General features: G+C 60.9%; 16 protein-coding genes. 10 read left to right on the forward strand and 6 right to left on the reverse strand.

Annotated features, from left to right (window positions below):
- Positions 1 to 17: 17 nt before the first annotated feature.
- Positions 18 to 395, forward strand: coding sequence for a DUF423 domain-containing protein (locus LJ738_RS04605; protein WP_068193734.1), 378 nt, complete (start codon positions 18 to 20; stop codon positions 393 to 395).
- A gap of 145 nt (positions 396 to 540) precedes the next feature.
- On the opposite strand, the gene LJ738_RS04610 is transcribed toward LJ738_RS04605, so the two are convergent.
- From LJ738_RS04610 to LJ738_RS04620, 3 genes are all read right to left on the reverse strand, one after another.
- The gene (locus LJ738_RS04610) at positions 541 to 1,077 is read right to left on the reverse strand and encodes a DUF1573 domain-containing protein (RefSeq protein WP_227785140.1); all 537 of its coding nucleotides are present in this window, start codon (positions 1,075 to 1,077) and stop codon (positions 541 to 543) included.
- Positions 1,078 to 1,584: 507 nt separating this feature from the next.
- Positions 1,585 to 3,015, reverse strand: coding sequence for an ATP-dependent DNA helicase (locus tag LJ738_RS04615; RefSeq protein WP_227785141.1), 1,431 nt, complete (start codon positions 3,013 to 3,015; stop codon positions 1,585 to 1,587).
- Between the two features lie 132 nt (positions 3,016 to 3,147).
- A complete protein-coding gene (locus LJ738_RS04620) occupies positions 3,148 to 3,606 on the reverse strand; it encodes a PaaI family thioesterase (protein ID WP_227785142.1) in 459 nt (152 codons plus the stop codon).
- 213 nt (positions 3,607 to 3,819) lie between these two features.
- On the opposite strand from LJ738_RS04620, the gene LJ738_RS04625 reads away from it, so the two are divergent.
- From LJ738_RS04625 to coaD, 4 genes are all read left to right on the forward strand, one after another.
- Positions 3,820 to 4,407 carry a DUF4126 domain-containing protein gene (locus LJ738_RS04625; protein WP_227785143.1) on the forward strand — a complete coding sequence of 196 codons (588 nt, stop codon included), beginning with the start codon at positions 3,820 to 3,822 and terminating at the stop codon, positions 4,405 to 4,407.
- A 113-nt stretch (positions 4,408 to 4,520) separates the two neighbouring features.
- Complete coding sequence (locus tag LJ738_RS04630; protein ID WP_227785144.1) at positions 4,521 to 5,024, forward strand: NUDIX domain-containing protein; 504 nt, start codon at positions 4,521 to 4,523, stop codon at positions 5,022 to 5,024.
- Between the two features lie 123 nt (positions 5,025 to 5,147).
- Positions 5,148 to 6,023 carry a DUF3822 family protein gene (locus tag LJ738_RS04635; protein WP_227785145.1) on the forward strand — a complete coding sequence of 292 codons (876 nt, stop codon included), beginning with the start codon at positions 5,148 to 5,150 and terminating at the stop codon, positions 6,021 to 6,023.
- Positions 6,024 to 6,121: 98 nt separating this feature from the next.
- Positions 6,122 to 6,589, forward strand: coding sequence for a pantetheine-phosphate adenylyltransferase (gene coaD, locus LJ738_RS04640; protein WP_227785146.1), 468 nt, complete (start codon positions 6,122 to 6,124; stop codon positions 6,587 to 6,589).
- Positions 6,590 to 6,604: 15 nt separating this feature from the next.
- On the opposite strand, the gene LJ738_RS04645 is transcribed toward coaD, so the two are convergent.
- Together LJ738_RS04645 and LJ738_RS04650 are read right to left on the reverse strand one after the other, a co-directional pair.
- Complete coding sequence (locus LJ738_RS04645; RefSeq protein ID WP_227785147.1) at positions 6,605 to 7,093, reverse strand: hypothetical protein; 489 nt, start codon at positions 7,091 to 7,093, stop codon at positions 6,605 to 6,607.
- A 16-nt stretch (positions 7,094 to 7,109) separates the two neighbouring features.
- On the reverse strand, positions 7,110 to 7,814 hold the full coding sequence (locus LJ738_RS04650) for an NUDIX hydrolase (RefSeq protein WP_227785148.1): 705 nt from the start codon (positions 7,812 to 7,814) through the stop codon (positions 7,110 to 7,112).
- Between the two features lie 140 nt (positions 7,815 to 7,954).
- On the opposite strand from LJ738_RS04650, the gene LJ738_RS04655 reads away from it, so the two are divergent.
- Positions 7,955 to 8,455 (forward strand): metallophosphoesterase family protein, encoded by a 501-nt coding sequence (locus LJ738_RS04655; RefSeq protein ID WP_262907576.1) that lies wholly within the window; start codon positions 7,955 to 7,957, stop codon positions 8,453 to 8,455.
- 187 nt (positions 8,456 to 8,642) lie between these two features.
- Here LJ738_RS04655 and LJ738_RS04660 read toward each other — a convergent pair whose 3' ends face one another.
- A complete protein-coding gene (locus LJ738_RS04660; protein WP_227785156.1) occupies positions 8,643 to 9,017 on the reverse strand; it encodes a hypothetical protein in 375 nt (124 codons plus the stop codon).
- A gap of 225 nt (positions 9,018 to 9,242) precedes the next feature.
- Between LJ738_RS04660 and ltaE the strand changes: the two genes are divergently transcribed.
- The 4 genes from ltaE to LJ738_RS04680 are packed head-to-tail and all read left to right on the forward strand — an operon-like array spanning position 9,243 to position 13,010.
- Positions 9,243 to 10,331 carry a low-specificity L-threonine aldolase gene (gene ltaE, locus LJ738_RS04665; protein WP_227785150.1) on the forward strand — a complete coding sequence of 363 codons (1,089 nt, stop codon included), beginning with the start codon at positions 9,243 to 9,245 and terminating at the stop codon, positions 10,329 to 10,331.
- A gap of 21 nt (positions 10,332 to 10,352) precedes the next feature.
- A complete protein-coding gene (locus LJ738_RS04670) occupies positions 10,353 to 11,639 on the forward strand; it encodes a cation:proton antiporter (protein WP_227785151.1) in 1,287 nt (428 codons plus the stop codon).
- Between the two features lie 60 nt (positions 11,640 to 11,699).
- Complete coding sequence (locus LJ738_RS04675) at positions 11,700 to 12,353, forward strand: metallophosphoesterase (protein ID WP_227785152.1); 654 nt, start codon at positions 11,700 to 11,702, stop codon at positions 12,351 to 12,353.
- 24 nt (positions 12,354 to 12,377) lie between these two features.
- A complete protein-coding gene (locus LJ738_RS04680) occupies positions 12,378 to 13,010 on the forward strand; it encodes a DNA-3-methyladenine glycosylase family protein (protein WP_227785153.1) in 633 nt (210 codons plus the stop codon).
- Positions 13,011 to 13,181 lie beyond the last annotated feature (171 nt).

Here is a 13,181-nt window from a genome sequence, read left to right on the forward strand (position 1 = left end):
CCACCCCATCCTTCTATATGACTGCTCGTCTTTTGCTTCAACTCGCGGCCCTGCTCGGCGGGCTTGGCGTTGCCATTGGTGCCTTCGGGGCCCACGCCCTGCACGATACGCTGGTGAAGGCCGGCCGCCTCGACACCTTCGAAACCGCGGTGCGCTATCAGTTTTACCACGTGCTGGCACTTTTGGCCATTGGCGTGCTGTGGGCGCTGCGCCCCGACATGCAGGCCCTAGGCACCACGGGCTGGCTGTGGCTGGGCGGCATCGTTGTGTTCAGCGGCTCGCTCTACGCGCTGTGCTTCACGGGTATTACCAAGTTGGGGGCCGTGGCGCCAATAGGTGGCTTGCTGCTGCTGGCCGGTTGGCTGAGCGTGATACTAGCCTTGCGTAAGCTGTAATTCAAGCACTGTCATAAGCGCGGCGGCTCAACGCCCTTAGCCTCGCTTACGCTTAAGTAGAGCTAAACATTCAATTGTAAACATCATAAAAAAGGCTGTCCGCTTGCGCAGACAGCCTTTTTTATGGGTCAGCCACTGGGGCTGCTTACTTCACCTTAGCTTTTACTTTGCTGGCGGTGGTTTTCTCTTTTACTTTTTTAACATCGGTTGCAACCGGAGCGGCAGTCGAGCCAGCGGCGGCCGTCGTAGCGGAGTTAGCCGTAGCGGGAGCTTCTTTCACCTCGCCTACCAGCGAAACGGTGGTGCTGCCGGCAGCGGCGTTCGACTCAATGGTCAGCACCTTGTTCTGCATGCCCATTTTGCCGGTCGAGTTGAAGTGAGCCGTAATCGAACCGGTTTTGCCGGGCAGTACGGGCACTTTGGTCCACTCGGGGGTGGTGCAGCCGCAGCTCACGCCGATGTTCGAAATAACGAGGGGAGCGGTGCCCGTGTTTTTGAACTTGAAGGTGTGGTCGACGGTGCCGCCTTGTACCACGGAACCGAAGTCATACTTCGACTCTTCGAACGTGATGGCGGGACCCGCTACCGGGCCCACCGCTTTGGTGGCCGGCGCAGTGGCCTGGGCCTGCGCGGTGTAAGCAGCGGCCGTCAGGCTCAGGGCGAGGAGCAAGGTTTTTTTCATGGAACGGGATTTTATATGATTTGGAGAGGGGAGACAGGGGAAATCGGTATCGAACAAATTTACTCCTTTCGGGTCAACTGGCAAATTTCTGACCAAACTAACCGAATAGCCCTGAAGAAACAATGAAGTTAATATTTCAACCCAGATATTATGCTGTAATTTATTTACCATAAGCAGCTTGACACAAATTTCCCCCGAAATAAGTTGCAGCAATTACCCGCTATTTGAGACACTTTTTCGCACCATACGGTGCTTGTGTCTCTCCGCAAAGCTCAATGCTTTCACCGTCGTTGATGTTGATTATCAGCATGCCCCTGTAGCTAAGCCGCACAGCAGCAGCGGGCCCACTGCCGCGCCTCAAAAACTTGAGCCAGCCACCTGAGAAACCGCGTGAAATTGGGCTAAAAATCCAGCCCAATTGTGCCAGCGCCACTACGCTCCTGGTTGTCAATCTGTCAGTTGGCAGGAGTTTTTTGGCAAGCAGGGCGCTGCAATTGGCCCGCTCCCCTACTCTTCCTCCACGGCATCCCCAATCAGCTTCTGCTGGAAATTGAGTAGGAAAAGCCGTTCCGAGGCACGCGTAATGGCCGTGTACAGCCACCGGGCAAACTCGCCCGCCAGCGGCTCGTCGGGCTTCAGAAAGCCGTGGTCGACGAAGACGGCCTGCCATTGCCCGCCCTGCGCCTTGTGGCACGTGAGGGCGTAGGCAAACTTGATTTGCAAGGCATTCAGGTACGGGTCTTTGCGCATTTCCTTGTAGCGCTCGGCCTTGGTTTTGAGGTGGGCGTAATCCTCGCTCACGGCCATATACAGGGCATTATTGCGGTCGGAAGGCAGCGCGGGGCTTTCGGTGTGCAGCGTATCCAGGAGCAGCTTTACTTCGATTTCGGGCTCGTCGGGGTAGTCCACCAGGCGCACCTGGGCCTGGGCAAAATGGAACCCGTACATCTCCTCGCGGCGGATGATTTTGCTGATTTGCAGGAAGTCGCCGTTAGCCAGGAAACCGATTTCCGAGTCCTTGGGCAGCCAGAAGTAGTTGTTGCGCACCACCATCAGGTAGTCGCCGCCTTCTATCTCCTCCTCGGCATCAAACAAGGCCCGCCGAATGAGCTGGTTGTACTGGTTCGCGTTGCGGTTGGAGCGGCAAATAATGGTCGTGTTTTCGTGGCCAAAATTGCGGTACGCCCAGCGCAGGCCGTCTTCCAGCTTGTCGCCGCCCATCTTGAAGATGTCGCGAAAGCCCTTGGTGTGCAGCTGAATGTTGGGCACTTCCTCGCGCAATTCCTCCCGCAGCTCGGTGGCATTCACCAAAATGCCTGATTCCTGGGCCTGGCGCATCACCTGGCGCAGCTCCACGCTGCCCACCGTGGCCCGGAAGCGGTGGGCCAGCAGCTCCGGGTCGAGGGCCGGGCTCAGGAGCTGGCCCACCGGCGGCAGCTGCGCCGTATCGCCGATGAGCAGCAGCTTATTGCTCGTTTTCTCAAACACAAAGCCCATCAGGTCGTCCAGCAGACCACTTTCGCCGAAGGCTTTCTCGTCCGAAATCATCGAGGCCTCGTCCACGATGTAGAGCGTTTGCTCCACGCGGTTGGGCTGGCGCTGGAAGTTGAGCCGCTCGCTGGGCGCGCCCGAAGTCTGGCGGTAGATTTTCTTGTGGATGGTGCTGGCCGGCACCCCCGCGTAGCCGGACATCACCTTGGCGGCGCGGCCGGTGGGGGCCATTAGCGTGTACTTGCGCTGCAGCTTGTGCAGCCACTGCACCAGGGCACTCACCACCGTGGTTTTGCCCGTGCCCGCGTAGCCGCGCAGCACAAACACCTTGCGGCCCGGCAGGTCGTCGCGCAAAAACGCGTCGAGCTGCGTGAACAGCAGGGCTTGGTCGTCGGTAGGCTCGTAAGGGAAGTAGTCGCGAACGGAGGGGGTTCGAAGTTTTAACATGTGTATTTCTTAAGCTCCAAATCCATTGCTCAGACTTGAAGGCAACGCCTCGGGATTAGCTCAATCCGGGGCTGATTTCCTCAACAACAATAGCCGCACAATCGTCCGCTGGAGGGCCGTTGTTTGGCAAACTTAGTTTGGCTCAATTACCGCCATGGTCGCGCTGGCCTTGGCAATCAGCACGTCGTCGCACCACACTTCCGCTTCGCAGAAATGCAGCCGCCGTCCGGCTTTCAGCACCCACCCGATGGCTTTTATTTTCTGCCCAACGCCGGGGTTGAAGTAGGAGATTTTCAAATCGGAAGTCACCACGCCAAAGTTGTCGGGCACGAGCGTGACAGCGGCAAACCCGGCCACCAAATCGGCCATGGTGGCGGTGAGGCCGCCGTGGGCAAAACCGCGCTGCTGCAGGTGTTGCGTGCCCATAGTCAGTTCGGCCTCCACCCGGCCGGGAGTTATCACCGTCAAGTCGGCCCCCACCAGGTGCATGAAATTCTGGCGAACGAGCTTCCGGCGGATGCGCGCGACTAAGTCATCAGCAGCCTCGGGAGCAGTTGATAAGGTATTGCTGGGTTGTTGGTTTGAAGACACTGGAATCGTTTATGTTTGCTCAAAGGATAGCCGCGGGCTGTTGCCTGCCTCAGCCTTTGTACCGGTTTGTACTTTCTGCCTGGGCTTATAACTTCTTAGTGCTTGGCAGCTGCTTTAGAGGCGCTGCAGGGCCCATTGCAGTTTGGCTGCCCAAAGGTACGGGCCGGGTTTCCGGCCCGTACTTTCCCCTCTCATTTTAGCCTCCTAAAGCCCATGGAACAGTTGCCGGCGATGCAGTATCTCGTGGCGGGCGCGCTGGGCCTGGGGCTGGCGGCGTGCAGCGGCTTCCGGGTGTTTGTGCCGCTGCTGGCGGCCAGCCTGGCCTACCATTTCGGCTACATGGCGCCCGCGGCGGGGTTTGCGTGGCTGGGCAGCTGGGCGGCGCTGCTCACCCTGGCCACCGCCACGCTGGTAGAAATAGCGGGCTACTACATCCCGGTGGTCGACCACCTGCTGGACACGCTCACCACCCCGGCTTCCTTCATCGCCGGCACCATCCTCATGACCTCGGCCCTGCCCCACCTCGACCCCACCCTGCGCTGGACGCTGGGCATATTGGTGGGCGGAGGCACGGCCGGACTGGTGCAAACCGGCACCGCGCTGCTGCGGGGTGCCACCACTGCCACCACCGGCGGCCTGGGCAACCCCGTGCTGGCAACGGCCGAAAACACACTGGCGCTGGGCGGCGTGGCCCTCACGCTGCTGCTGCCGCTGGTAGCGGCAGGCTTGGTGGTGCTGCTAGTAGCATTTATTCTGAGCCGGTTGCGGCGCTGGCGGGCCCGGCGGCGTCGGGCGGCCTAGGCGGTGTCATTTCTTTCTTTTTGAGCCCGAAACAAACAATGTCGTTAGCCCAACGTTAGGCTTACTGCCTGCGCTTCCACCTTCGGAAGCGCCGTGGTGACTGCCGATACGTTATGCCCAATTCGAAAAATCCCCCTCCCGACGCCCTCCTTCAAGCGTATTCCGGTCAGGCTCGGGTGCGGGTGGGGGGGCTGCTGCTGCGCGATGGGGCCATGCTGCTGGCCGCCCACCGGGGCCTGCTGCCGAAGGGCAAGCCGTTTTGGTCGCCGCCGGGCGGCGGCTGGCAGTTTGGCGAAAGCATCCACGAAGCGCTGGTACGGGAGTTTCGCGAAGAAACCGGCTTAACGGTGCAGGTGGGCCGCTTTCTGCACCTCCACGAGTTCAGCAGCGGCAAGCTCCAGGCGCTGGAGCTGTTTTTTGAGGTCCATGCCGAAGAAGGTGCCCAGCCCCAGCTCGGCCACGACCCGGAACACACGGCCGACCAGCAATTGCTCACGGAATTGAGCTGGTTTACCCCCCGCCAGCTCATGCAATTGCCCCCGGCGCAGGTGCACCCCGTGCTGCGCATGGTGCTCAGCCTGGATGACATTTTTGTGCCGCAAACCCGCTTTGTGTAAGGCCCAGGCTTAGCTCAACCATAAATTTGGGCCCCAACCGCTGCTTCCGGGTTCTCATTCTTCATTCCTGATTCAGCGAAGCCTTATCTTTAGCCCCGGCCATTGCCTGTTTAGCTTCGATTCGTGCCTGCATCCGCTGCTTCTGCTTCTTCCGTCCCCGCGGCCGCGCCGTCTTCCCTGTTGCGCTTGCGCGATGAGACGTTTGACCCCGCCAACCGGGCCGCCTACAACCTGTACCTGCTGGCCGGCCCCACGCGCCTCTACGTGGCCGCCGTCGATGTAGAGCGGCGCAAGTTCGTTGCCCTCGAAGAGTACGCGCTACCTGCGGGCGGCGTGCCGGCCCTGGCCGCCCAGCACGATTTTCTGGACCAGCGGGGCTGGAACGCGGTGCGGCTCGCCGTCACGGGCCGGGCCTTCACGCTGCTGCCCACTACCCTGTTTCGGCCCGGCGATGAAGCGGCGGCTCTGCGACTGCACCACACCCCCGCCCCCACCGAAACGGTGCGCCACACCACCCACCCCGGCCTGGAGCTCGTGAACGTGTTTGCCGCCGATGCGGCCTTGGCCGACTGGCTGACGGCCACGCACGGCGCTACCGGCCGTTTGCTGCACCACACCAGCGCGCTGCTTGCCGGCCTGGTTCATCAGCGCGGCGCCGCCGCGCCCCGACGCCTCTACCTCAACCCCGGCCAGCAAGAGCTAACGCTGGTGGTGCTGGGCCAGCACCTGGAGTACTGCAACGTGTTTCCCTGCACCACGGCCGAGGACGTCGTGTATTACACCATCCTGGTCATGCAGGAGCTCAGCCTCGACCCCGACCAGGACGAGGTCACCATCTGGGGCGAATTAACGCCCGATTCCGCCGTGTTCAGCTTGCTGCGCACCTACGTGCGCAACGTCCGGTTTGGCTCCCGCCCCAGCAACGTGCAGTACAGCTACCGGCTCAACGACGTGTTCGAGTACCGGTATTTCGACTTGTTCAGCCTGCACTTCTGCTAATTAATTATGAGTTGAAAATTATGAATTCTCACTTTGCCTTGAACGACCCATGGCAACGGAATTCAAACTCATAACTTATAACTCATAGTTACCCACCCATGGCCCGCATTGCCCTTTTTCCTGGTTCCTTCGACCCTTTCACCAACGGGCACCTCGACGTGGTGCGGCGCGGCGCGGAACTGTTCGACCAGGTGATTGTGGCCATCGGCACCAATAGCAGTAAGCAGCGCTACCTGCCCGTGGAGCAGATGCAGACGCTTATTGCCGATGTGTTTCGGGACGAGCCCCGGGTGTCGGTTCGGACGTTCAAGGGCCTCACGGCGGAATTTGCCCGCGAAGTAGGGGCCAAGTACCTGCTGCGCGGCCTGCGCAATGCCCCCGATTTTGAGTACGAAAAGCCCATTGTCTACGGCAACCAGCACGTAAACCCCGAGCTGGAAACCGTTTTCCTGCTGACTTCGCCCACCCTCAGCGCCATCAGCAGCACCATCATTCGCGACATCCACCGCTTCGGCGGCAACGTGGACGCTTTTTTACCCTTCACGCTGCCGCCTTTGGCTGGCTAGCAAATTGAACTAACCTTACTGGTTTAGGGCAATGCCTAGCACCCGCAGCCCCAGCAGCCGCGTGGGATGATTCTCCTGAAAAACGGGCAGCACCAGGTAATGGTCGGCTCCGAGCTGCAGTTGCGCCCGGTGCATCAGCTCGTTTTCGTTGGAGCCCAGCAGCATAATATCGCTCACGCGGCGGGTGCGATAATCGAAGGATGCTACCAGGGCTAGGCCCGGCGTCTGGAAATAAGCTGTGGAATCCAGCCGCTCATGCCGCTGCAATAACGGAATAAGCGTGGGGTCAGAAAAACCGGGCGGCAGCGGCTTGCGTGGCCCTATGCGCTGGCTTAGGTCATCAATGGACAGCGACAGCAGACTGGGAACATTCAGCCCCGCTGCTGGCCGGCCCGGCGCAGCGGCCGAGGAAACTACACGGTCGCGCGGAGCATCGTGAGAACCGGAGCAGCCCCCCATCCCCAGCATTGCCGCTACCAATAACAGAGCCTTGAACGGTCGCATAGACCGCAATATAACACTATTTCTCAGCCGCGGGCTTTACCTTGGCGGGCTTGGCGGCCATGTTGTTCAGGTAGTACCGCACCACCAGCGCAATAGACGCGTACGAATCCTCCAGCTTGGTCAGCGCCTCCTGCGGCGACATCCAGCGCACCTCCTCGATGTATTCCTCGGTTTGGGGTTTCATCAGCGTGTCGTCCAGGCACTTCATGAGGTACCAGTTGGTCTTCTTCAGCATTTTGTTGCCCTTATAGGCGTAGCTGTGCCAGGTGCTAGGCAGCTTCTCGCCGAGCTCCAGCTTGATGTTCGTTTCCTCTTCCACTTCGCGCAGAGCACCAGCGGCGGTATCCTCGTCACTCTTGAGCTTACCCTTGGGCAAATCCCATTTTCCGAGACGATAAATCATCAGGACCTGGTCGCCTTTCACCACCAGCCCACCGCCGGCTTTGGCGATTTTGAACTGGTCTTTGAAGTGCAGGATGACGTGCTTTTTCTTTTTGACCAGCATGGTCAGCGAATTGAGCTTTTTTAGCTTCTTCACCTCCATCAGGCGCAGCAGCCGGTCGATGAACAGCGGGCCGGCGTCGCGCACCAGCACGTCGCCCACCAGGTCCTTCGACGTGAAGTCGTCGTCGGGATTCAGAATCAGGTCAAACTTGTGCTTATACACTTTTTCGCTCAGCTTTTTGATAACCAGCGGTATGTCGTTGATGAAAATATTCATCGGGATATGCGAATTGAGAAGATGATGACGGGCAGCGGGGGGCGCCGGGGTCAGTAATTTAAGGAAAAATAAGCCTCGGGCAACGGCTGCAAGATACGCGGCCGTACCGATTTGCCGGTGTGCCGCATATTTGTGGCATGATGCGTATTGGCTTGCTTTCCGACACCCACGGCTATCTCGACGACCGAATAGCGCATCATTTGCGCGACTGCGACGAAATATGGCATGCCGGCGATTTCGGCGATGCTCGCGTGGTGGACGAATTGCAGAGCTTGGCGCCGCGCTTTCGGGGCGTGTACGGCAATATCGACGGCGCGGACGTGCGCCGGACACAACCTTTGGTGCAAAATTTTGAGCTAGAAGGATTGCGCGTACTTATGACGCACATTGGCGGCTACCCCGGCCACTACGCCCCGGCGGCCCGGCCCCTGCTCGCGGCCGCGCAGCCTGGGCTGTTTATCACCGGCCATTCGCACATTTTGCGGGTCATGCCCGACAAAAAGCTGGGCCTGCTGCACCTGAACCCCGGCGCCGCGGGCCGGCACGGGTTTCATCAGGTGCGCACGCTGCTGCGCTTCGGCATTGAGGCCGGCAAGGTGGTAGACCTGCAGGCAGTTGAGTTGGGCAAGCGCGCCGGCTGACGCCTCTAGCGCCAAATTGAGCTGGCTTTCGCAGGCACGACGAACCTTGCCTGGTTTTCTTTTTTGGCAATTGCCTATAACACAACAAGCCCCACTGCCTGCAATACAGGCAACGGGGCTTGTCACATTTGTAGGCAAAACCGCTTAGAACAAGACAAACATGCCTTGCTGGCTACGGCGGGCTAACTTATAGCGCGATTTCGGGCTTGGGGTGTTCGCCTTCCTGGCCGTCAGCGTTGACGGGCTTGGTTACGGCTTCGGCATCGTCGAAAGCGGCTGCGTTGTCGGCAGCGGTGTTATCGGGAGTCGAAACGGCTTCTTTCACCGATTCCACTGCATCGCTAACTACTTCTTTCACTTTGTCAACGGCAGCAGCGGCGGTGTTTTTCACAGCGGCTACGGCGCCGGCTACGCCACCGGTGGTGGTGAAACGCGACTTCAGCTCTTCAATATCCACGTTTTTCAGAACGGGCGTGCGGAGCAGCTCCTTGATGATGTGCTGCTTGTTGTTGGCACGGGCAATGTTTTTGCGGTGCTTGCGCTTGAGGCGGGTAACGGACATGGTGCCGGATTGGTTAAAGTCTAGGGGCTTACGAAACGGAGGGCAAAAGTAGCGCTTTCATTTGGAAAGTGCAAGCCCATGAGGCATTTTGCTGAATTACTGCGTATTCAGGCAGGTAGCAACGGGCCTGCTTCGAGCGTTATTTTTGCCCCTAGCATAGCCGCGGCACTAGCCAATGCGGTTCGCGAAAGCCTACCTTCGCTTTCTCCCTTAGCCTTCTATCTAATGTCTTATAATACCCCCCTCTTCCCCCAGCCTCAAACGGCCGACGCCTCCACCCTGCCCGTGGTAGACCTGCGCTCCGATACCGTGACGCGCCCCTCGGCGGCCATGCTCGCGGCCATGTCGGCCGCGCCCGTTGGCGACGATGTGTACGAGGAAGACCCCACCGTGCGCCGCCTCGAAGAAGTGGCCGCGGCCCGCTTTGGCCTCGAGGCCGGCTTGTTTTGCCCGTCGGGCACGATGACCAACCAGATTGCCATCAAGGCCCACACCGAGCCCCTTAGCGAGGTGATTTGCGAGCAGACAGCCCACGTGTACCTGTGGGAAGTGGGCGGCATTGCGTTTCACTCCAGCGCTTCGGTGGCGCTGCTGGCCGGCAACCGCGGCCGCCTCACGGCCGCCCAGGTCGAAGCAGCCATCCGGCCCGAAAACATTCATTACCCCACCACCCGCCTCGTGTGCCTCGAAAACACCCACAACCGCGGCGGCGGTAGCTGCTACAGCTGGGACGACATGGCGGCCATCAGCGAGGTGGCCAAGCGGCACGGCCTAGCCCGCCACCTCGACGGCGCCCGCATTTTCAATGCCCTGGTGGCCACCGGGCAGCGCAGCCAGGACTACGGGCAGCTGTTCGACTCGATTTCGGTGTGTTTGTCCAAGGGCCTTGGGGCGCCGGTGGGCTCGGTGCTGCTGGGCTCGGCCGATTTTATTAAGAAAACCAAACGCATCCGCAAGGTGATGGGCGGGGGTATGCGCCAAGCCGGCTACATTGCCGCCGCCGGCCTCTATGCGCTGGAAAACAACGTGGACCGCCTGGCCGACGACCACCGCCGCGCCGCGCGCCTGGCCGAAGTGCTCCGCCAGCAGCCCTACGTGGCCGAAGTGCTGAACCCGGAAACCAACCTCGTCATCTTCCGCCTGCACGACAACCTGCCGGCGGCTGACTTCCTGGCCAGGCTGGAGCAGCAGGGCATCAAAGCCAGCAGCTTTGGCCCGCAATGGATTCGCTTCGTGACCCACCTCGATGTGGACGATGCCGGCCTGAGCCGCGTAGAGGAGGCCCTGCTTGCCGCCGTACCGGCGGCGGTCTAGCCTTTCACTTCGGTTTCCTACATGGACATATACAATGCCCTAGCGCTTCTGCTGGTGACAGCAGCGGTTTTTGCCTACCTCAACCACCGCTTTCTGCGGATGCCGCCGGCCATTGGGCTGATGGTCCTGGGGCTGGCAGCGTCGCTGCTGCTGGTGGGGTTTGCGCACCTGGGGGTGCGGCCCATTCTGGACCTGGCCCAACTGGTGAAGCGGCTCGACTTCAGCACCATTGTGATGCAGGTCATGCTGGGTTTTTTGCTCTTTGCGGGGGCCATTCACGTGGATGCGCGGCGGCTGGGCACGCTGCGCTGGCCAGTGGGCGCGCTGGCGCTGATAGGCACGCCGGTGAGCACCGTGCTGGTGGCCGGGGCCATGTATGGGCTGTTGCCGCTTTTCGGGTTTCCGACGCCGTTCATTTACTGCCTGGTGTTTGGGGCGCTGATTTCGCCCACCGACCCAATTGCGGTGCTGAGCATTCTCACCAAAGCCAACATCTCTAAATCACTAGAGACCAAAGTTATAGGGGAGTCGCTTTTCAACGACGGCGTGGGTGTGGTGCTGTTTGTGGTGACGATGGAAGTGGCCATGCTCGGTTCCCAGCATGTCACGCTCACGCACGCGCTGGGGGTTTTTGCCCGCGAGGCCGTGGGCGGACTGGCCCTTGGCACGGCGCTGGGGCTGGGTGCGGCGTGGCTGCTGCGCACCATCGACAACTACCAGGTGGAGGTGCTAGTGACCCTGGCGGTAGTGGCGGGCGGCACGGCCCTGGCCACCCGCCTGCATACCTCGGGCCCGCTGGCCATGGTGATGGCCGGCTTGCTGGTGGGCCACTTCAGCCGCAGCGGCGGGGTAATGTCGGACGAGTCGCAGGACTACGTGGACAAATTCTGGGAGCTAGTGGATGAAATCCTCAACGCCATGCTGTTTGTGCTGATGGGCCTGGAAGTGCTGGTGCTGCACATTCCGGGGCGCACGGTGCTGGCGGGCATCATGGCTATTGTGGTGGTGCTGCTGGCACGGTGGGCGGCTGTGGCGGTGCCGCTGGTGTTCCTGCGCTTCATCCCCTCGTTCAAACCCTCCGACCACGGCATTGCCGTGCTCACCTGGGGAGGGCTGCGCGGGGGGCTGTCGGTGGCGCTGGCCCTGAGCCTGCCGCAGTCCATGCCGCGTGAGCTAATAGTGGGCATTACCTACGTGGTGGTAGTGTTTTCCATTATTGGGCAAGGCCTTACGATTGGGCCGCTGGTACGCTGGCTGGGCGTGGGCCAGCCCACCGGCACCGCCAAGCCCGTGCCGGAGCTGGATTAAGCGGAAGAAGTGGGCGCCGGGCAGCGGACCCAAAAGGTGACTTCTTACGTTCCACAGACCATGAATCTTTTCATCATCGGCGATGTGCACGGCTGCTTTCACACGTTCGGCGAGTTGCTCATGCACTGGCAGCCCGAGACGGAGCACCTTATTCAGGTGGGCGACCTGGTGGACCGGGGCGCCCACGTGCCCGAGACCGTGGAGCTGGCCCAACAGCTCAACGCCCAGCATCCCGATACCACCACCTTCCTGATGGGCAACCACGAGCACGGCATGCTGCGCTACTTTGGCCCCGACGGCCCCTACCCCAGCTGGCTGCAGTGGGGCGGCCGCAGCACCGTGGAGCAGTACAAATCCCGCCCCGAGCTCCTGGCCCAGCACCTGCCCTGGCTGGCCGAGCGGCCCCTGCAGTGGCAAAACGGCAACGTGCTGGTCAGCCACGCCGGCTTGTCCGAATCGCCGTATGCCCTCGACCCCGGCCACCCCGACGGGCTGCTCTGGCGGCGCGGCCCCCTGCTCAAGCTGCCCCAGCTGCAGGTAGTGGGCCACACCCCCACCGATGGCAAGCCGCGCTTTGATGCCCGCACCAACGCGCTTTACATCGACACGGGCGCTTTCCTGGGCCGCAACCTGGCTGGCGTACGCCTTTCGCCCACCGGCCAGGTGCTTCAAAAGGTGCTGGTGCGCACCCACCCCGAAGATTTAACTTACTAATCCCGTTCTGCTTTTATTGCCTGCATGATTAACCAAGCTGCCATTCAGCATTTGACCACGGCCGACCCGGTGTTGGGAAGCCTTATTGCGCAGGGCCGCGAAATTCACCCGCGGCCCCACGAAGATTTGTATCTGGCGCTGCTGCGCGCCATCGTCAGCCAACAGATTTCGACCAAGGCGGCGGCGGCCATCTGGAAGCGCTTCCAGGCCTTGTTTCCGCCGGAGGGCTACCCCGAGCCGCGCGAAGTGCTCCAGATGGACGAGGAACTGATGCGCAGCGCGGGCCTCTCGCGCCAGAAAGTGGGCTACCTCAAGGCCATTGCCGAGTACAACGAGCGCGGCCTGCTCGATTACGAACACGTGACCAGCCTTTCCGAAGAGGATTTTACGGAGCACCTCACCGCCATTCGGGGCGTGGGCCGCTGGACGGCCCAGATGCTGCAAATGTTTGCCCTCGACCAGCCCGACGTGTTTTCGGAAGGCGACCTGGGCGTGCAAAACGCCATGCGCAAGCTCTACGGCCTGGAAGAAACCGGGCGGGCCCTGCAAAAGCGCATGCTCCTGATTGCCGAAGCCTGGCGCCCCTACCGCTCGCTGGCCTGCAAGTACCTGTGGCAGTCGCTGGACAATGGCACCCAGATTCCGCCCACGGCTTAAGCTGAAAAGCGCACATTTCAGCCCAATTTCAGGCAAGTGGTTACTGTGATGGCTTTTTACAATAACCAGAACGGTGTAGAGACGCGACACTTCGCGTCTCGTCGTGCGCGCCCCTAGGGGATTGGTCCTCCCTTCGTGCGGGGAGGAGACGCGGAGGGTCCCGCCTCTGTT

The organism is Hymenobacter plasmatis, from assembly GCF_020711255.1.
Lineage (GTDB): Bacteria > Bacteroidota > Bacteroidia > Cytophagales > Hymenobacteraceae > Hymenobacter.

What these genes read in the sequence shown, in the direction of transcription:
- LJ738_RS04605 (WP_068193734.1), top strand. Translation starts at nt 18, where the DNA reads ATGACTGCTCGTCTTTTGCTTCAACTCGCGGCCCTGCTCGGCGGGCTT.
- LJ738_RS04610 (WP_227785140.1), bottom strand. Translation starts at nt 1,077, where the DNA reads ATGAAAAAAACCTTGCTCCTCGCCCTGAGCCTGACGGCCGCTGCTTAC.
- LJ738_RS04615 (WP_227785141.1), bottom strand. Translation starts at nt 3,015, where the DNA reads ATGTTAAAACTTCGAACCCCCTCCGTTCGCGACTACTTCCCTTACGAG.
- LJ738_RS04625 (WP_227785143.1), top strand. Translation starts at nt 3,820, where the DNA reads ATGGAACAGTTGCCGGCGATGCAGTATCTCGTGGCGGGCGCGCTGGGC.
- LJ738_RS04630 (WP_227785144.1), top strand. Translation starts at nt 4,521, where the DNA reads ATGCCCAATTCGAAAAATCCCCCTCCCGACGCCCTCCTTCAAGCGTAT.
- coaD (WP_227785146.1), top strand. Translation starts at nt 6,122, where the DNA reads ATGGCCCGCATTGCCCTTTTTCCTGGTTCCTTCGACCCTTTCACCAAC.
- LJ738_RS04645 (WP_227785147.1), bottom strand. Translation starts at nt 7,093, where the DNA reads ATGCGACCGTTCAAGGCTCTGTTATTGGTAGCGGCAATGCTGGGGATG.
- LJ738_RS04650 (WP_227785148.1), bottom strand. Translation starts at nt 7,814, where the DNA reads ATGAATATTTTCATCAACGACATACCGCTGGTTATCAAAAAGCTGAGC.
- LJ738_RS04655 (WP_262907576.1), top strand. Translation starts at nt 7,955, where the DNA reads ATGCGTATTGGCTTGCTTTCCGACACCCACGGCTATCTCGACGACCGA.
- LJ738_RS04660 (WP_227785156.1), bottom strand. Translation starts at nt 9,017, where the DNA reads ATGTCCGTTACCCGCCTCAAGCGCAAGCACCGCAAAAACATTGCCCGT.
- ltaE (WP_227785150.1), top strand. Translation starts at nt 9,243, where the DNA reads ATGTCTTATAATACCCCCCTCTTCCCCCAGCCTCAAACGGCCGACGCC.
- LJ738_RS04670 (WP_227785151.1), top strand. Translation starts at nt 10,353, where the DNA reads ATGGACATATACAATGCCCTAGCGCTTCTGCTGGTGACAGCAGCGGTT.
- LJ738_RS04675 (WP_227785152.1), top strand. Translation starts at nt 11,700, where the DNA reads ATGAATCTTTTCATCATCGGCGATGTGCACGGCTGCTTTCACACGTTC.
- LJ738_RS04680 (WP_227785153.1), top strand. Translation starts at nt 12,378, where the DNA reads ATGATTAACCAAGCTGCCATTCAGCATTTGACCACGGCCGACCCGGTG.